The organism is Marinobacter sp. VGCF2001 (genome assembly GCF_049943275.1).
Taxonomy (GTDB): domain Bacteria; phylum Pseudomonadota; class Gammaproteobacteria; order Pseudomonadales; family Oleiphilaceae; genus Marinobacter.
The window spans coordinates 92016-108662 of record NZ_JBNFVX010000003.1 but is presented as its reverse complement, the minus strand read 5'-3'; the positions used below and the strand labels follow the sequence as shown (position 1 = coordinate 108662).

At 58.6% G+C, this 16647-nt stretch carries 17 protein-coding genes; 6 read left to right on the top strand and 11 right to left on the bottom strand.

The window, feature by feature from the left end; genetic code table 11:
* Positions 1–9: 9 nt before the first annotated feature.
* Together ACP2AU_RS05870 and ACP2AU_RS05865 are read left to right on the top strand one after the other, a co-directional pair.
* Positions 10–1125 (top strand): uroporphyrinogen-III C-methyltransferase, encoded by a 1116-nt coding sequence (locus ACP2AU_RS05870; RefSeq protein ID WP_426375178.1) that lies wholly within the window; start codon positions 10–12, stop codon positions 1123–1125.
* Positions 1122–2363 carry a heme biosynthesis HemY N-terminal domain-containing protein gene (locus tag ACP2AU_RS05865; protein ID WP_426375177.1) on the top strand — a complete coding sequence of 414 codons (1242 nt, stop codon included), beginning with the start codon at positions 1122–1124 and terminating at the stop codon, positions 2361–2363. The genes ACP2AU_RS05870 and ACP2AU_RS05865 overlap by 4 nt, the downstream gene beginning before the upstream one ends.
* Before the next feature lie 72 nt (positions 2364–2435).
* Here ACP2AU_RS05865 and ACP2AU_RS05860 read toward each other — a convergent pair whose 3' ends face one another.
* The 3 genes from ACP2AU_RS05860 to rho form a co-directional block, all read right to left on the bottom strand.
* Positions 2436–3428, bottom strand: a complete 993-nt coding sequence (locus ACP2AU_RS05860) for a 2Fe-2S iron-sulfur cluster-binding protein (protein WP_426375176.1) — start codon at positions 3426–3428, stop codon at positions 2436–2438.
* A gap of 11 nt (positions 3429–3439) precedes the next feature.
* Positions 3440–4927 carry a 4-hydroxy-3-polyprenylbenzoate decarboxylase gene (ubiD, locus tag ACP2AU_RS05855; protein ID WP_426375175.1) on the bottom strand — a complete coding sequence of 496 codons (1488 nt, stop codon included), beginning with the start codon at positions 4925–4927 and terminating at the stop codon, positions 3440–3442.
* A gap of 165 nt (positions 4928–5092) precedes the next feature.
* On the bottom strand, positions 5093–6355 hold the full coding sequence (rho, locus tag ACP2AU_RS05850) for a transcription termination factor Rho (RefSeq protein ID WP_426375174.1): 1263 nt from the start codon (positions 6353–6355) through the stop codon (positions 5093–5095).
* 369 nt (positions 6356–6724) lie between these two features.
* On the opposite strand from rho, the gene moaB reads away from it, so the two are divergent.
* From moaB to ACP2AU_RS05830, 4 genes are read left to right on the top strand one after another with little or no spacing between them, the layout of a single operon-like run.
* On the top strand, positions 6725–7297 hold the full coding sequence (gene moaB, locus ACP2AU_RS05845) for a molybdenum cofactor biosynthesis protein B (RefSeq protein ID WP_426375173.1): 573 nt from the start codon (positions 6725–6727) through the stop codon (positions 7295–7297).
* 20 nt (positions 7298–7317) lie between these two features.
* Positions 7318–8532, top strand: a complete 1215-nt coding sequence (gene glp / locus ACP2AU_RS05840) for a gephyrin-like molybdotransferase Glp (protein ID WP_426375318.1) — start codon at positions 7318–7320, stop codon at positions 8530–8532.
* Between the two features lies 1 nt (position 8533).
* Positions 8534–8794, top strand: a complete 261-nt coding sequence (gene moaD, locus ACP2AU_RS05835) for a molybdopterin converting factor subunit 1 (protein ID WP_426375172.1) — start codon at positions 8534–8536, stop codon at positions 8792–8794.
* 1 nt (position 8795) lies between these two features.
* Positions 8796–9245: a molybdenum cofactor biosynthesis protein MoaE gene (locus ACP2AU_RS05830; RefSeq protein WP_426375171.1), complete on the top strand. Its 450-nt coding sequence runs from the start codon at positions 8796–8798 to the stop codon at positions 9243–9245.
* A gap of 22 nt (positions 9246–9267) precedes the next feature.
* Here the strand turns inward: ACP2AU_RS05830 and ACP2AU_RS05825 are convergent, their stop codons facing one another.
* From ACP2AU_RS05825 to ACP2AU_RS05790, 8 genes are all read right to left on the bottom strand, one after another.
* On the bottom strand, positions 9268–9507 hold the full coding sequence (locus ACP2AU_RS05825; protein ID WP_426375170.1) for a sulfurtransferase TusA family protein: 240 nt from the start codon (positions 9505–9507) through the stop codon (positions 9268–9270).
* 117 nt (positions 9508–9624) lie between these two features.
* On the bottom strand, positions 9625–10797 hold the full coding sequence (locus ACP2AU_RS05820; protein WP_426375169.1) for a formate dehydrogenase subunit gamma: 1173 nt from the start codon (positions 10795–10797) through the stop codon (positions 9625–9627).
* 85 nt (positions 10798–10882) lie between these two features.
* Entirely contained in the window at positions 10883–11491 is a 609-nt protein-coding gene (fdh3B, locus tag ACP2AU_RS05815) for a formate dehydrogenase FDH3 subunit beta (protein WP_426375168.1), read from the bottom strand.
* Positions 11492–11506: 15 nt separating this feature from the next.
* Positions 11507–14392, bottom strand: a complete 2886-nt coding sequence (locus ACP2AU_RS05810) for a molybdopterin-dependent oxidoreductase (RefSeq protein WP_426375167.1) — start codon at positions 14390–14392, stop codon at positions 11507–11509.
* Between the two features lie 87 nt (positions 14393–14479).
* Positions 14480–14671, bottom strand: a complete 192-nt coding sequence (locus tag ACP2AU_RS05805; protein WP_426375166.1) for a twin-arginine translocation signal domain-containing protein — start codon at positions 14669–14671, stop codon at positions 14480–14482.
* Positions 14672–14712: 41 nt separating this feature from the next.
* Positions 14713–15321, bottom strand: a complete 609-nt coding sequence (locus ACP2AU_RS05800) for a TorD/DmsD family molecular chaperone (RefSeq protein ID WP_426375317.1) — start codon at positions 15319–15321, stop codon at positions 14713–14715.
* A gap of 95 nt (positions 15322–15416) precedes the next feature.
* Positions 15417–16022 (bottom strand): DUF3306 domain-containing protein, encoded by a 606-nt coding sequence (locus ACP2AU_RS05795; protein WP_426375165.1) that lies wholly within the window; start codon positions 16020–16022, stop codon positions 15417–15419.
* Positions 16022–16600, bottom strand: a complete 579-nt coding sequence (locus tag ACP2AU_RS05790; protein ID WP_426375164.1) for a DUF3305 domain-containing protein — start codon at positions 16598–16600, stop codon at positions 16022–16024. The genes ACP2AU_RS05795 and ACP2AU_RS05790 overlap by 1 nt, the downstream gene beginning before the upstream one ends.
* Between the last annotated feature and the right edge of the window lie 47 nt (positions 16601–16647).

The window sequence follows — 16647 nt, the reverse complement described above, 5'->3', positions numbered from 1 at the left end:
CCAGTAAGGATGCCCGTGACTGAAACAACAAAACAACTCCCTGCTCCCGCACAAACCACCAGGCCTGAATCTCCCCGTCTCTGGCCGGTCTGGATTGTCGCGCTTCTGGCCCTGGTTCTGGCGGTCGTACTGGCCCTGTGGAACTGGCAGCAGTGGCAGGCCCGTCAGGCCACCCTGCAGGTTATTCAGGAGCTCAGACAGGACACCGGCCAGCTTGAAGACCTTTACGGCAACCGCGGCAATGCCCAGAGCGAACGGCTTCAGGCGTTGGAGACGAGGCTCGCCGAACAGCGTGAGCTGATCGCGACCCAGCAGCGACAGATTGATCACAACGCCCGGGAACTACTGGAAGCGGGCAATCGCACCCGTACCGACTGGTTACTGGCGGAAGCCGAATACCTGCTGCGCATTGCCAATCAACGGCTGCTGATCGAGAAGGACATCCGTGGTGCACTGTCAGCACTGGAATCCGCCGATGAGGTGTTGCGGGAATCAGACGATATCGGCGTTTACCCTGTGCGGCAGCAGCTGGCTCGGGAAGTCCAGTCACTGAAGGGTATACAGGGTGTCGACCGAACCGGACTCTACCTGAGGCTGGAGGCGGCCATCGCCAGCGTCGGCGAGCTGACCGACCAGGCCCTGATCGGGGACCGGGCGCCGGGCTTCAGCATGACCGAAGACCAGAATGCGCCGGCTGACGGCAGTAATATGTTTACCCGAGGCTGGAACCGGTTCCTCGGTACTCTCAAGGAAGTCGTGGTTATCCGCCGCATGGACGAACCCGTCAAGCCGCTGCTTTCACCCGACCAGAGCGCCTGGGCCCGCCTTAACCTGCAACTGATGTTGGAAGAGGCGGAAATGGCGGTTTTACGGGGCAATCAGCCGCTGTATGAACGGGCCCTGAACAAGGCCATCAACACCATCAATGACTGGTACGACACCACCAACCCTGCCATCCGCGGGCTCAACGAGACACTGACCGGCCTTGTCGGGCGTGACGTCGATCCCGAGCTACCGGATATCAGCCAGTCACTGAATCTTCTGAAAGAACGGCTGGCCGGGCGTCTCAACGCCGGCGAAGAGAAGAGCACCAGCGACGCGGCTGATGGAGGCGAAAGCTCATGATCCGCGTACTGCTGCTCCTGCTCATCGCTCTGCTGGTGGGCACCGGGCTCTCCATGGGCCTGACCTACGATCTCGGCTACATTCGCATAAGCCTGGGCCACTACCTGATCGAAACCAACTTCTGGGTCGGTCTGGCCCTGATCCTTGTCACCGTCTTGCTGAGCATCGCCATCATTAACACGGTGCGCAGGTTCCGCCAGGGCACCAGCGTGATGGCGGGCTGGATTTCCCGCGGCAACGAACGCCGTGCCCGGCGCAGAACCACCCGGGGGCTCCTCTCCCTGGCGGAAGGCAACTGGCCCCGCGCCCGCAAGCTCCTGACCAGTGCCGCCGATCATGCGGACACGCCCCTGATTAATTATCTGGCGGCCGCTCAGGCTGCGTTTGAATCCGGCGATCACCCGGCGGTGGATGAACTCCTGCGCAAGGCCTTCGAGAGCACGCCAGGCTCCAGCATGGCCGTCGGCCTGACCCAGGCCCAACTGCAACTGGCCGGTAACCGGCCCGAACAGGCACTGGCCACGCTGTTACGCCTGCGCAAGGAGTCACCGAACCATCCGTTTGTGCTCAAACTGCTGAAGAACGCATACCTGCGGCTGGAAGACTGGCGCGAGCTGTCACGACTGATCCCTGAACTGCGCAAGCGCAGTGTCCTGACAGAAAAAGAGCTGAACGACCTGGAACGACAAGTCTGGCATAACCTGCTTGAACAGGCCGCAGAAGAGTGCCAGCGCAGCCGCGAAGACAATCCGGACGCCTCACTGGAGCCCCTGACAAAACTCTGGGACGAGCTGCCCCGGTTTGTCCGCCGGGACGAGTACACCATCCGGGACTACGCCAGGCTGTTAGCCGGCCTGAATGACGAAGCCCAGGCAGAAACCCTGCTGCGCAAAGTGCTGCGCAATCATTGGAGTGACGAGCTGGTAAACCTCTACGGCCGGGTTCAGGGCAACGAACCGGAGGAACAGTTACTGATTGCCGAACAATGGCTGAAAGATCGACCCAACAATCCCGAGCTGCTGCTGGCATTGGGGCGCTTGAGCCTGCGTAATGAACTGTGGGGTAAAGCACGGGAATACTTTGAAACCAGCCTGAAGTTGCGCCGAAGCCGGGAAACCCTGGCAGAACTCAGTCGCCTGAATGCCCACATGGGGGAAGAACAGGCCAGTGTTAAACTGCTGATGCAAGGGCTGGAGACTGACCACGGATTACCGAACCTGCCCATGCCGCGGGCCTGACCAGGCGAACCAGAGACACCCGCGAACCAAGAAGGCCGGCAATCGCCGGCCTTTCTTCATCTCAGAGAGCACTCAACTGCGCGGCGCGTACTCCAGGACATCCGAGAAAAACGCCGGCGCCGGAAGCCCCGCGTCGGTGAGGGCATCCATCAGCGTATACACCATGGTGGGTGAACCACTGGCATGGACCTCGACATTCTGCCAGTCGAAGCCAGAGGCCAATACCGCCCGCACCAACTGGTCGTGATGACCGCCCCAATCGTTGTCCTCGTCGTCGCCGACGACCGGCAAAAACGTGAACGGCGCATACTCGTCCTGCCACTGCTGGGCCAGAGAACGCAGATACATATCCTCATGTTTGCGCACGCCCCAGAACAGCTTGATCGGGTGATCGAAACGGGTCTCACGCAGATAATCCACCAGACTCTTCATTTGCGCAAAGCCCGTGCCCGCCGCGACCAGCAGCAGAGGCTTGTCTGGCATCGCCGCGAGACAGGCCTTGCCATGGGGCAGTTCAACCGTGACGTCCTGGCCCGAGGTAAGCGCATCAATCACTTTCTGGGCAGACACCCAATCCGGCGAAGCCTGGATGTGCAGCTCAATCAGCTCGGCAGAAGGGCTACTGGCGATCGAAAAATAACACGGGTCGGCACCGGGCAGAATCACTGACAGATACTGACCGGCGTGAAACGCCACTTCCCGGCGGCGGGGAAGCTGCAGAGCCACACGATATACGTCGTGACTGATTGAGCGCACGTCCATTACCTTCGCCTGGTATTGGCGAGGCTGGTAATCTCCTGATGCCATAACGGCTGTTATCTCCAGTTCAAGATCGGCGAGCGGGCGAGTCCGGCACATCATGAAGGGCTCGCCAACCGCAATAGAATGTTGGTTTCTCGTATTCAGCGCCCGGCCGCTCAATAACCGGGCTTCACACAGTTCACAAACGCCGTTCCGACACGCCGCCGGTACCCGGATACCGGCCGCACCAGCAGCAGACAGAAGGTCTTCTTCGGGCTCGGCACCACAGGCCAGCCCCGCAGGCTGGAGGCGGATACGAAACATTTCCTGCCCTGTCAGTCGGGGCGAGCACCGGGAATTTCAATACCCAGGCTGTCCCAGATATCATCCACCCGTTGCTTGACTTCATCGGTCATGGCAATCGCGGTCCCCCATTCCCGGTCGGTCTCTCCGGGCCACTTGTTGGTGGCATCCAGGCCCATCTTCGAGCCAAGGCCCGACACCGGAGAGGCAAAGTCCAGATAATCAATCGGCGTGCTCTCCACCAGTGTGGTATCACGGCTGGGGTCCATCCGTGTGGTCATGGCCCAGATCACATCTTCCCAGTTCCGGGCATCCACGTCGTCATCGGTGACGATCACAAACTTGGTGTACATAAACTGGCGCAGAAACGACCATACCCCCATCATCACCCGCTTGGCATGGCCTGGATACTGCTTCTTCATGGTGACCACGGCCAGCCGGTAAGAACAGCCTTCGGGCGGCAGGTAGAAGTCCACGATTTCCGGAAACTGCTTTTGCAGAATCGGGATGAACACTTCGTTCAATGCCACCCCGAGAATGGCAGGCTCATCCGGTGGCCGGCCCGTGTAGGTGCTGTGGTAAATCGGGTCTCTGCGGTGGGTAATGCGCTCCACCGTGAACACCGGGAACTGGTCCACCTCGTTGTAATAGCCGGTATGGTCGCCAAACGGCCCTTCCGGTGCCATGTCGTCCGGATAGATAAAGCCTTCCAGCACGATCTCCGCACTGGCAGGCACCTGCAAATCGCTCAACCCGGCTTTTACCAGTTCGGTGCGGCCGCCCCTCAGTAATCCTGCGAACGCGTACTCCGACAAGGTATCCGGCACCGGTGTCACGGCCCCCAGAATGGTGGCCGGGTCTGCACCCAGCGCGACCGCTACCGGGTAAGGCTTATCTGGATTAGCCTTACGGAATTCCTGATAATCCAGGGCTCCGCCCCGATGGCTCAGCCAGCGCATGATCAACCGGTTGCGGCCGATCAGCTGCTGACGGTAAATACCCAGGTTCTGGCGTTCTTTATTCGGCCCCCGGGTAATCACCAGCGGCCAGGTTACCAGGGGTCCGGCGTCTCCGGGCCAGCAATGCTGAATGGGGATCTGATAGAGATCCACCTTGTCTTTCTCAATAACCACATCCTGACACGGCGCAGAGCGCAGAACCTTGGGACTCATGCGCATAACCTGCCGGAACAGCGGCAGCTTTTCTATCGCATCCTTGAAGCCCTTGGGAGGATCGGGCTCTTTCAGGAACGCCAGCAATTTACCGATGTCCCGGAGTGCCGTAACGTCACTCTGCCCCATACCCAGCGCTACCCGCTTCGGTGTACCGAACAAGTTAGCCAGCACCGGCATATCGTAACCTTTCGGATTCTCGAACAGCAGGGCCGGGCCGCCGGCACGCAGGGTGCGGTCGCAGATTTCGGTCATTTCAAGATGGGGATCGACCTCAGCGCTGATGCGCTGGAGTTCACCCAGCTTTTCCAGCTGGCCGACAAAATCCCGAAGATCATTGTATTTCATGATGTGCTCCGTTTCTGGTGTACGGTACTACGGAGTTTTGCCTGGTCTGGACTTCAGTCTCCCTGCCGGAGAACGGGTCAATCAGAGGGGATACCGGGGAGGGCGCCCGTCCGGTCCGGCCAACGCCCTCTAAAGGCGCCTGGCCGGAACAGAACGGAATCAGGATCACCGACGCTTCATAGACTGGAAGAACTCGTCGTTGGTCTTGGTGTCCTTGAGTTTATCCAGCAGGAACTCGATGGCGGCGGTATCGTCGTCCATAGAGTGCAGCAATTTGCGCAGAATCCATACACGCTGGATGTCAGCTTCGGACATCAAAAGATCTTCACGGCGTGTGCCGGAGCTGCGGATATTGATGGCCGGATACACCCGCTTCTCGGCGATCTTGCGGTCCAGGTGCACTTCCATGTTACCGGTGCCCTTGAATTCCTCGTAAATCACCTCGTCCATTTTCGACCCGGTGTTCACCAGAGCCGTCGCAAGAATCGTCAGGCTACCGCCTTCCTCGACATTACGGGCCGCACCGAAGAAGCGCTTCGGCTTCTCCAGGGCATGGGCGTCCACACCACCGGTCAGAACCTTACCCGAGGAAGGAATCACCGTGTTGTAAGCCCGCGCCAGACGGGTGATCGAGTCAAGAAGAATCACCACATCTTTTTTGTGTTCAACCAGGCGTTTGGCTTTCTCGATAACCATCTCGGCTACCTGAACGTGGCGCGCAGGCGGCTCATCGAAGGTCGATGCAACAACTTCACCGCGAACGGTCCGCTGCATCTCGGTCACTTCTTCCGGACGCTCATCGATCAACAGCACCATCAGATGACATTCCGGATTGTTCCGGGTGATGGACTGGGCAATGCCCTGCATCAACAGCGTCTTACCGGCCTTGGGCGGGGATACGATCAAGCCCCGCTGGCCTTTGCCGATAGGCGCCACCAGGTCCAGAACCCGGGACGAGAGATCCTCGGTACTGCCGTTACCGGCCTCCAGCATCAACCGTTCCTGGGGGAACAGCGGTGTCAGGTTCTCAAACAGGATCTTGCTACGGGCATTGTCCGGCTTGTCAAAATTGATCTCATTGACTTTCAGGAGTGCAAAGTAACGCTCGCCGTCTTTCGGCGGCCGGATCTTGCCCGCAACCGTGTCACCGGTCCGCAGATTGAAACGGCGGATCTGACTGGGGGAAACGTAGATATCGTCCGGGCCGGCAAGGTAGGAGGCATCAGCGGAACGGAGGAAACCGAAACCATCCTGCAGAATTTCCAGTACGCCGTCACCGTAAATGTCTTCGCCGCTTTTGGCGTGCTTTTTCAGGATGGTAAAGATCACATCCTGTTTGCGCGAACGAGCCAGGTTGTCGAGGCCCATTTCTTGCGCGATGTCGAGCAATTCGGGCACGGATTTCTGCTTGAGTTCAGTAAGATTCATAGTTTGTTGAGTTTTCAGGAATGGAAGTAAACGACTGTTGAAATGACAGGGGTGCCCCTGAGCGCGTTGATAATACACATATATATTGAAACAAGGTGCTGGCTGATGGAGCATCCGGTGTAGAGGGAAGCCGGATATAATTGCTTGCACCCGTAGAGTGGGAACATCTGTTCGCCGGGTTGCGAGCATAATCGACCACCTTGACCGGATCTGTCAAGTGTACTGGGCAAATTAACACCAACTTTCACCGAAAATGCCCGCGTACACGTCCGTGCAACTCCCTCCGACGGGTTACTCCCTTCCATTGCCCGCCATTGGAAGGGATACTGACAGGCAACCTTTTCCTTGTGATTTCCGGAGCACTTTCCCATGAGCACTGAACCCACGAATGAACTCAAGCCCCTCAACATAGCGATTCTTACCGTCTCTGATACCCGCGGCTTTGATCAGGATTCCTCCGGCCAGTTTCTTGAGGACAGCGTGGTGGAAGCTGGTCATCGGCTGATTTCACGGCGCATTCTGCCGGACGACGTTTATTTGATCCGCGCTGCGGTATCATCCTGGGTTGCAGAGCAGGAGGTCCAGGCCATCATCATTACCGGTGGCACCGGCTTTACCGCACGGGACAGCACGCCGGAAGCAGTAAAACCGCTGCTGGACAAGTCAATTGAAGGGTTCGGGGAAGAGTTCCGGCGGCTGTCGGCGGCGGAAATTGGCAGCTCTACCATTCAGTCCCGGGCCTTTGCCGGTCTTGCCAATCACACGGTCATTTTCTGTCTGCCCGGCTCGACAGGCGCGTGTCGAACGGGCTGGAATGGCATCCTGAGTTCGCAACTGGACAGCCGCCACGGCCCGTGTAATTTTTCGACTCTGGTTGGGCTGAAGCCGCAGCGCGCCGTCGAACGGCTTCACGAGGTGATTGGAAACCGCGCAACACGTTAGTTCTGAATTCGGAGACAACGATCATGAAAGCCCCGCTCACGCCAGTTGAAGAAGCACTTGCTCACCTGCTGGACAAGGCTCCGGTGATAACCGCGACCGAACACCTGCCGCTCACGGAGAGTTGCGGACGCATACTGGCACAGGATTATCAGGCACCGGCCGATGTGCCTCCGGCCGATAACAGCGCGGTCGATGGCTACGCCCTGCGTGCCGAAGATTACGCGCCCGACCGGGCTCTTCCGGTCTCCGACCGGATTCCCGCAGGCTCGGCCCCGGCCCCACTGCAACCCGGGACCGCCGCCCGCATTTTTACCGGCTCGGAAATTCCGGCGGGGGCCGACACCGTGGTCATGCAGGAACGGGTGGAGGCAACCGATGGCAGCATTCGGATTAATGCCGAGGTAATGGCCAACCAGAACATCCGACGGCGCGGTCAGGATCTTGCACAGGGCAGCCTGGCACTGGTCAAAGGCACGAAAATCCGCGCCCAGGAAATGGGCCTGCTCGCCTCTTTGGGCCTGGCCGAGGTTACCGTGGTAAAAAAACCACGGGTTGCGATTCTGTCTACCGGCGATGAGCTGGTCGACCCGGGACAGCCGCTGGGGCCCGGGCAGATTTATAATACCAACCGTTTTACCCTGCTCGCTCTGCTGGCAGAGGCCGGCTGCGAGGTCGTGCTGAGTGAAACCCTGAAGGACACTCGGGCGGCCACGCAGGAAACGCTGGAGCGCGCAGCTACTCAGGCCGATTTGATCATCACCAGCGGCGGCGTTTCCGTGGGTGAAGAGGATCACGTAAGGGCGGTATTGGAAGCCTCCGGCGAGCTGTCGCTCTGGCGCCTGGCCATCAAACCCGGCAAGCCACTGGCCTTTGGCGCGGTCAAAGGAACCCCGATATTTGGCCTGCCCGGTAACCCGGCGTCCGTACTGGTGACCTTCCTGATGGTTGTGATGCCCTATATCCGCACCTGCCAGGGTCGATTGCGCGTTCACCCTGTGGGTCAGCAGTTACCGGCCGGGTTTGATGTGACCTCGCCTTCGGTACGCAGGGAATTTGTTCGTGCCCGCATTGAATCTGTTGATGGCGAAACCCGGGTCAGCGCGAACCCGAACCAGAGCTCCGGGGTATTGAGCTCGGCCTGTTGGGCCGATGGCCTGGCAGTCGTTCCTGAGCACAGCACCCTTGCCGCAGGTAGCCTGCTCACCTACTACCCATTCACTGAGTTACTGAGCTGATATGACTGAACAGATCATTACCGTCCGTTTTTTTGCCCGCCTCCGTGAGGAACTGGGGGCGGAACAACTTACATTGCCGGCCAGTAAAGATCAGACGGCAGGGGATTTGCTGGCAGAGCTCGCCCGCCGCGGAGGCCCCTGGGCGCAACTGCAAGGCGACCAGCCCGTAATGATTGCCATTAACCAGGCGATGGCGAAACCCTCGTCGGCCGTCAAAGCCGGGGATGAGGTCGCGTTTTTTCCGCCAGTAACAGGGGGTTAGCATGATCAGCATTCAAACCGAAGATTTTGACACCGGCGCCGAATACACCGCGCTACGTGACAGCGGTGCTGGCACGGGGGCGATTGCCACCTTCACCGGGCTGGTTCGAGATTCCGGCGATACCCGGAACGTGTCCGGATTGTTTCTGGAACACTATCCGGGGATGACAGAGCAAGTTATCGCCGACTTGATAGAAGAAGCGTCGCAACGGTGGGATGTGCGTAAGGCCCGGGTTATTCACCGAGTTGGTAAGTTACTGCTGCAGGATCAGATCGTGTTTGTCGGCGTGTGCAGTGCTCACCGCGGCGATGCGTTCGCAGCTTGCGAGTTTATTATGGATGCGCTGAAAACCTCCGCTCCGTTCTGGAAAAAAGAACTTTCGGAAACCGGCGAACACTGGGTAGAACAAAAGGCGTCGGATCTTGCCCGCGGGGAAGCCTGGAGTAAATAACTCCCGCCGCCGCCCAGGCACCCTAGGCCAGGCAAACACAGTAACGCAGGATGCCACCGTCCTCTTCCCGGACCCATTCCAGCCGATGCCCGGCAATCTCGCACAGCGCCTGCAAATCCCGGCGACTGGTGGGGTCATCGGCCAAAAACTCCACCACTGTTCCGCTGGGCAATCCCTGAATGCGCTTTTTGAAGCGCAACACCGGCAGCGGGCACACCAGACCGACCGCATCGATCTGATGTGCGCTGGCATGCTCAGTCAAGACGCACGCTCGTTGCGCTGCTTCCCTGTTCGGCTGACGACCACCCGAACTGACCCAGAACAACCGGGGCCGCAACAGCAATGATCAAGGCTGCAGCAAAGGCGGCAATCATAGCTTTCAAGAAACGTCTCCTTTGGTTTGTTTCGCCTCGGCTTCGGCCACCCACAGATCGTGGTGCTGGCGAGCCCATTCCAGATCAACCTGACCGCTACCCATGGCATCGAAGGCACCTTCCATTCCAATGGTCCCGATGTATATGTGGGCAATAATGGCGAGCATCATGACAAAGGCCATAATCGAGTGCCAGATATTGGCATACTGCATTTCTTCATGGGGCGTCAGGTCCGTTGCGAACTCTGTGCCCAAAAGACTGTTTATCACGCCAAATGTCTCGGCAAACATCGGCAGTTGAAACGGGAACAGCAACGACAGGCCCGACAGGGAGAGCGAGAAGCCCAGTACCATAACGGCCCAGAAAACGATCTTTTGGCCGGCGTTGAATTTCTTTGCTGAAGGATGGGAATTGGTAAAAATACCGCCGCCCGCCTTCAGCCACTGCCAGTCCAGTTTATTGGGGATGTTGTGCGCCACCCACATCACAAACGTCATGATCAACCCCAGCATGAACGACCAGGCGATGTTGTTGTGCACCCACTTGGAGCCCGCAGCCAACGTGGCAAACGCATCCGGCCCCAACACAGGGATCAGGAAACTCCGCCCCATCAGGGTAATGAGCCCGGTTATGCCCAGTGCGATGAACGAGCCGGCCAACAACCAGTGGCCAAACCGCTCAATAGCTTTGAACCGTTGAATCGTGGTGCCTGCAGGGCCACCGTCGATCATGATTTTGCCGCGAATCAGGTAAAATGCCGCCAGCAGGGCAATGAACCCCAGCAGCGCGCCACCGCCGTAGGTTATCAACGGCCCCTCACGGAGCTTGTACCAGGAAATACCGCCGTCCTGAATCAAAACGCCGGCAGCCGGACCCCGCACCTGCGTGCGGGCGTCAAATTCGTTGTACCGGATGGAACGATAGGTGTCCGCGTCAGACACTCCGCCCCGTGTACCTAACTGTTCGGTGATCGGCGCCGCACTGGCGGGATCGCCCAGATTTTCGGACCGGAAAGACTCGTCGAGCTTCAGCTGCCGCTGACGAGCCATAATGTCCTCCAGGGTTTGAGCCCCCCCGGTCGCTGTCCGGTCAACCGCCGGGGCGTCTTCCGCCCAGACGGAATTGAAAGACAGTGCTGCCAGCACAAAGACAGCAACCGCCAATAGCTTTAAGTTCATGCGAGCACTCCAGCGGAATCAACAAGAAGAATTCGTAGCCTGCAGAGGTTCGGAGGCCGCAAGGCCCCCGAACACCCGGGCAAACTTATGCACCCTTCTTCTCGTAGGCTGTGCCCCATCCCCAGGCGCCTGAACCGAAACCACGGCTCACCACGCGCTGGCGATAGATGTCGGCCACCTCGTTGCCATCACCGGCCAACAAAGCTTTGGTCGAACACATTTCCGCACACAGTGGCAATTTTCCCTCTGCGATACGGTTACGCCCGTATTTGGAAAACTCAACCGTGGAATTGTCTTCTTCAGGGCCGCCTGCACAGAACGTGCATTTGTCCATTTTGCCCCGGCTGCCGAAGTTGCCCGCTTGCGGGAACTGCGGTGCGCCAAAGGGGCAGGCGTAGAAACAATACCCACAACCAATGCACAGATCCTTGGAGTGCAACACAATGCCGTCTTCGGTCTGGTAGAAACAATCCACCGGACACACGGCCATGCAAGGCGCGTCGGAGCAGTGCATACAAGCCACCGAGATCGAGCGCTCGCCGGGCTTGCCATCTTCAATGGTGACCACGCGCCGGCGGTTGATGCCCCAGGGAACTTCATGCTCATTTTTACAGGCCGTTACGCAGGCATTACATTCGATGCAGCGTTCGGCGTCGCAAAGGAATTTTGCGCGTGCTTGTCCTTCAAGTGCCATGATCTACACCTCTTGTTATGCCGGCATAATCGAACACAGGGTGGCTTTGGTCTCTTGCATCTGCGTGACCGAGTCATACCCGTATGTTTGAACAACGTTGGTAGATTCACCCAGAACGTAGGGATCTGCACCTTTGGGGTACTTATCCCGCAGCGATTTGCCTTCCAGGTGCCCGCCGAAGTGGAACGGCATAAAGGCAACGCCTTCGCCGACACGCTCGGTGACCAGGGCCTTGACCTTGATACGCCCGCCTTCCGGCCCGGCGACCCACACGTCTTTGCCGTCACGAATATTCAGGTTGTTCGCATCCCGCGGATTCACCTCAATGAACATATCCTGCTGCAACTCCGCCAGCCAGGGATTGGAGCGGGTCTCGTCGCCGCCACCTTCATACTCGACCAGACGGCCGGAGGTCAGAATAATGGGGAATTCCTTGCTGAAGTCCTTCTTCTGAATGGACTCATACAAGGTCGGGACACGCCAGAACGTTTTGTCAGCATAGGTTGGATAATCCGCAACGAGATCGCGCCGGGTGGTGTACAGGGGCTCGCGGTGAATCGGCACCGGGTCCGGGAAGTTCCAGACCACCGTCCGCGCTTTGGCGTTACCAAAGGGCGCGCACTCATGCTTGATGGCAACACGCTGTATGCCACCGGACAAATCGGTCTTCCAGTTGGTTTTCGGGCCGGCAATGGCGTCGATGGTGGCACGCTCTTCGACGGTCAGGTCGCCGTCCCAGCCCAGGTCCATCAGCATCTGCATGGTGAACTCGGGGTACCCGTCCTTGATGTCGGAGTTTTTCGAATATACGCCGTCTGCCAGCAGACTCTCGCCATTACGCTCAACACCAAACCGGGCCCGGAAGGTCAGGCCACCTTTGGAGACGGGCAGGGAGAGATCGTAAAGATTCGGTGTGCCCGGATGATTCATCTCTGCTGTGCCCCAACAAGGCCAAGGCATACCGTAAATGTCTCCATCGCAAGGCCCGCCATTTGCACGGAGGGTGGTCCTGTCGAAGTGGTGCTGGTACGTCATGTGCTTCTTGAGGCGCTCAGGCGACTGGCCCGTGTAACCAATGGTCCACATACCGCGGTTGAATTCGCGGGTCAGATCCTCGATGACGGGCTCATCGCCTTCAATAGCAATGTTGCGGAACAGCCGATCGGTGAAACCGAACTTGTCCGCAAACAGTTTCATGATTTCGTGGTCGACTTTCGAGTCAAACAGCGGCTCGACCACTTTTTCACGCCATTGCAGCGACCGGTTCGAGGCGGTTACAGAACCGCTGGTCTCGAACTGGGTGGTGGTCGGCAGCAGGTAGGCGCCGTCTTTGCGATCGTGCAGCACCGCTGAAACCGTCGGGAAGGGATCCACGACAACCAGAAGATCCAGCTTTTCCATGGCTTCCTTCATCTCGAGCATACGAGTCTGGGAGTTTGGCGCGTGCCCCCAGAGCACCATGGCCCGGGTGTTGTCCGGCTGTTCGAGGTTCTCTTTTGCTTCCAGAATGCCGTCGATCCAGCGGGACACCGGAATGCCCTTCTCGTTCATCATGGCTTTGGATTTGCCATTTTTGTCCCACACGGCGAACCGGCCTTTCAGCCAATCCTGATCCTCTTCCCAGACCCGTGCCCAATGGGCCCAGGCGCCCGCGCTCAGGCCGTAATAGCCAGGCAGGGTGTCGGCCAGAACACCAAGATCCGTGGCGCCCTGAACGTTGTCGTGCCCCCGGAAAATGTTGGTGCCACCACCGGAGGTCCCCATGTTGCCCAGCGCCAGCTGCAGAATGCAGTAGGCACGGGTGTTGTTGTTACCGTTGGAGTGCTGGGTGCCACCCATGCACCAGATCACCGTACCCGGGCGATTATTGGCGAGGGTGCGGGCGACCCGCTCCAGCTGGGCCGCCGGCGCACCGGTAACGCGTTCAACTTCTTCCGGATTCCAGCGTTTGACCTCCTCACGGATCTCATCCATACCCCAAACCCGGGTGCGGATGAACTCCTGGTCTTCCCATTTGTTCTCGAAAATGTGCCAGAGCAGGCCCCACACCAACGCAACGTCTGAGCCGGGCCGGAAACGCACGTATTCATCCGCGTGAGCGGCCGTACGCGTGAAGCGCGGATCGCACACGATCAGCGGCGCATTGTTCTCTTCTTTGGCTTTCAGAACGTGCAGCAGAGACACCGGGTGCGCTTCGGCGGGGTTGCCTCCGATAATGAAAATCGCCTTGGAGTTGTGGATGTCGTTGTACGAGTTGGTCATCGCACCGTAGCCCCAGGTGTTGGCTACGCCGGCCACGGTAGTTGAATGACAGATCCGGGCCTGGTGATCAACGTTGTTGGTGCCCCAGTAAGCCGCGAATTTCCGGTAAAGATACGCCTGCTCATTGTTGAACTTGGCGCTGCCCAGCCAGTAGACCGAATCCGGCCCGCTCTCGTCGCGGATTTGCAGCATTTTGTCGCCAATTTCGTTGATCGCCTGATCCCAGGAAATCTTCTGCCACTGGCCGTTGACCATTTTCATCGGGGACTTCAGACGACGCTCGCCGTGAGCATGCTCACGCACCGATGCGCCCTTGGCGCAGTGTGCCCCCATGTTGAAGGGGCTGTCCCAGCCCGGTTCCTGCCCGATCCAGGTACCATTCTGGACTTCTGCCTCAACCGTGCAGCCCACCGAGCAATGGGTGCAAACAGACTTTTTCCGGACGACTTTCCCGCCTTCAGTCGAGGGCGTTGCAGCTTCGACCCTTCCCGATGTCAGCGATAAAGCCGCCATGCCCCCCACTGCAACACCAGACGCCGTCAAAAACTGACGGCGGTCCAGCGTTTTGGCAGCGAGAGATGAAAGCAAAGAGCCTGCACGGGGGCCTTTCGCTACCCCGTTGGTCTTCTTCCTTAACATGTCTCTTACCTCTCTGTTCTTATTCTCGTTTTATTGGAGGTGTGATCATTCAGGGGCATCACGCAACCTTGAATGATTCACGCTTCCTCAAAAGCGAGCCGTTTCGAAATACTTACGTGTGTGTTCAGTGTCGCGCAGACCACGGCTTTTCGGAACGTCGTTTTTGACGACCTCAGCTGCGGCGTTCGGCGCAACCGCCATGGCGACAGCAGCCGGAGCTGCAGTGGCTGCCATTTGCAGGAAACGGCGGCGACTGTTTTCAGGTTTCGGGTTATCCATAGGACACCTCCCCATGGGTGAAGGAACCGTGCAGGCTCCGGTTACTGAATGGCAAAAGCATCAGCTTCTACGGCCATGAAAGCTCGCCCGAGCGAACCCACAGGCGCGTAGAAGATGGCACCTTGCGCTTCTTCCAAATCGGTAAAAAACAACCCCGCCCACTTTGCCAGGTGCGCGTCGAAAAAGGCTTTTTGCGAAACAAGATCGCTGTCGCAGGGGAATTCGCCGGTAATGATGCCCGCCATGATCTCGCAAAGCGTACCAATGTGATCTTCCGGTTCTTTGACATCGTTTCGCGCTTTAATGCCCCGGGCCATCAGGTCTGTTCGCAACTCGGCAAGGGGTTTCTCGTTCAGGAAACCCGTCAGGTAATAGCTGGCGTAAGGCAGGAGTTCGCCGCGGCCGAGCCCGACAAACAGGTTGTTGTACTCTCGCTCGGCATCCGCAGGCGAGGTGCGTTCAGCGAGAGCGGCCAGGTTTCTGGAGGCGGAGCCCAGCGGGGTGTCATCGCCCTGTAACGAGGCCAGTCCCTCAAGTAGTCCACCCGAGGGCGGGTTGCCGAGCAAAGTCCCCAGCAACTGATAGATTTGCGCCCGCGCTCGATCCTCATCAGTAACCGAACGCGGGCATTGCGCCTCAGCAGTATTCACCAAATCTCTGTCCTTCGCATGGTTGCTTAACTTTTGTACTACCATTGTTATAGGCCCGATTCCCTGCCAAAGCAACTCGCGGCCCCGGGCAGCACCTACTGGAAACGCATTCTGGGGCGATAGTGCCGACCGGGTTCGGGGCCCGACTCGTTAGCTTCTAGCTCAGAGCCGGACGCCTCCGGCGGTAGCTCTGCCTTGCCCTCGGGCTCCGGTTCTTCCAGGTTGCTTTCAGACTCTGTCGGGGTCAGGGCCGGTTGCTCCGTGGGCCCGTCAATTCGGTCACCGGGAGGCTCATCCACTTTCGCTGTTTTATCAATCAGGCCCTGCCCCACTTTATACAGGGTTTTCGCACCTTTGATGGTGGGGCCGGCAGCCGTGAAATCCTCGTCGTAGTCGTTGAGACCATCCAGTACCGCCAGCACAGGGTTGGATCTCCACAGCGACCGCAACGCCTTGCGGCGCAGAAGATCCGGAATTTCTTTGCGCATAAACCCGGTCACGTCGGTGCCTAACTCAATGGTCTCGGGATCAGGCAAACCGTATTTTTCGAGAACCTCTTGCTCAGACAGGGTCTCGTTCCGCGCTAACTCCTGCTCCTCTGGCGAGGCATCAGCCTCAAGAGCGGGCGCGGGCGCAGCTTCCTTGCGCCTGTCGGCGTGCGTCTTAAGGCGCGACCATCGCTGCAAACGTGACTCGGCCATCACTGCAGTCTCGGCTTTTTGATGTTGGCGGGCGCACGGTAGACATCACTTTCCTGGCGGATTCGCGGGTCGCCTTTTGCGTCCTCAACGCCATCGACCCGGACTTCGTCACGGCGGCGTTTCTTGAAAGGCTCTTCTATGTAGTGCATATCGATAAACTCTTTGATCCAGGCCGCCATGGACTCCGGCACCGGCACCGGCTCGACAATGCTCTCGCCGCTATCCAGAGAATCCAGTGCTTCATGAGCACTGGCGGTAACCGAGCTGACCACCCAGCCCGATGGCGACGAACTCGCCGGATCCTTATCCATAATCACCCAGACGGAGGGAACCGTCATATTGAGAGACACAAGGTACCCTTCCACGTCGGCGCGGAATAATTCCATCATTACCGTGCCTGCGTGGTAATCAACCGTCTCTCCCTCGTGAACCAGTTCTTTCCAGAAGGCGTCCGGCGCTCCCGGTATGATGGCCACCGGCGTCCAGATATCACGCGCCCAACGGGTTACACCGGGTGAGCGGCGAACAACGGCCCCGACTTGCAACTCGCGTCTCCAGTGATCGGTTCGACTGCACATGACCCTTCTCTACCCTATTTTGGACTGAAACTAGCAGGAATCCGACC

What these genes read in the sequence shown, in the direction of transcription:
- ACP2AU_RS05870 (WP_426375178.1), top strand. Translation starts at nt 10, where the DNA reads ATGCCCGTGACTGAAACAACAAAACAACTCCCTGCTCCCGCACAAACC.
- ACP2AU_RS05865 (WP_426375177.1), top strand. Translation starts at nt 1,122, where the DNA reads ATGATCCGCGTACTGCTGCTCCTGCTCATCGCTCTGCTGGTGGGCACC.
- ACP2AU_RS05860 (WP_426375176.1), bottom strand. Translation starts at nt 3,428, where the DNA reads ATGTTTCGTATCCGCCTCCAGCCTGCGGGGCTGGCCTGTGGTGCCGAG.
- ubiD (WP_426375175.1), bottom strand. Translation starts at nt 4,927, where the DNA reads ATGAAATACAATGATCTTCGGGATTTTGTCGGCCAGCTGGAAAAGCTG.
- rho (WP_426375174.1), bottom strand. Translation starts at nt 6,355, where the DNA reads ATGAATCTTACTGAACTCAAGCAGAAATCCGTGCCCGAATTGCTCGAC.
- moaB (WP_426375173.1), top strand. Translation starts at nt 6,725, where the DNA reads ATGAGCACTGAACCCACGAATGAACTCAAGCCCCTCAACATAGCGATT.
- moaD (WP_426375172.1), top strand. Translation starts at nt 8,534, where the DNA reads ATGACTGAACAGATCATTACCGTCCGTTTTTTTGCCCGCCTCCGTGAG.
- ACP2AU_RS05830 (WP_426375171.1), top strand. Translation starts at nt 8,796, where the DNA reads ATGATCAGCATTCAAACCGAAGATTTTGACACCGGCGCCGAATACACC.
- ACP2AU_RS05820 (WP_426375169.1), bottom strand. Translation starts at nt 10,797, where the DNA reads ATGAACTTAAAGCTATTGGCGGTTGCTGTCTTTGTGCTGGCAGCACTG.
- fdh3B (WP_426375168.1), bottom strand. Translation starts at nt 11,491, where the DNA reads ATGGCACTTGAAGGACAAGCACGCGCAAAATTCCTTTGCGACGCCGAA.
- ACP2AU_RS05810 (WP_426375167.1), bottom strand. Translation starts at nt 14,392, where the DNA reads ATGTTAAGGAAGAAGACCAACGGGGTAGCGAAAGGCCCCCGTGCAGGC.
- ACP2AU_RS05805 (WP_426375166.1), bottom strand. Translation starts at nt 14,671, where the DNA reads ATGGATAACCCGAAACCTGAAAACAGTCGCCGCCGTTTCCTGCAAATG.
- ACP2AU_RS05795 (WP_426375165.1), bottom strand. Translation starts at nt 16,022, where the DNA reads ATGGCCGAGTCACGTTTGCAGCGATGGTCGCGCCTTAAGACGCACGCC.
- ACP2AU_RS05790 (WP_426375164.1), bottom strand. Translation starts at nt 16,600, where the DNA reads ATGTGCAGTCGAACCGATCACTGGAGACGCGAGTTGCAAGTCGGGGCC.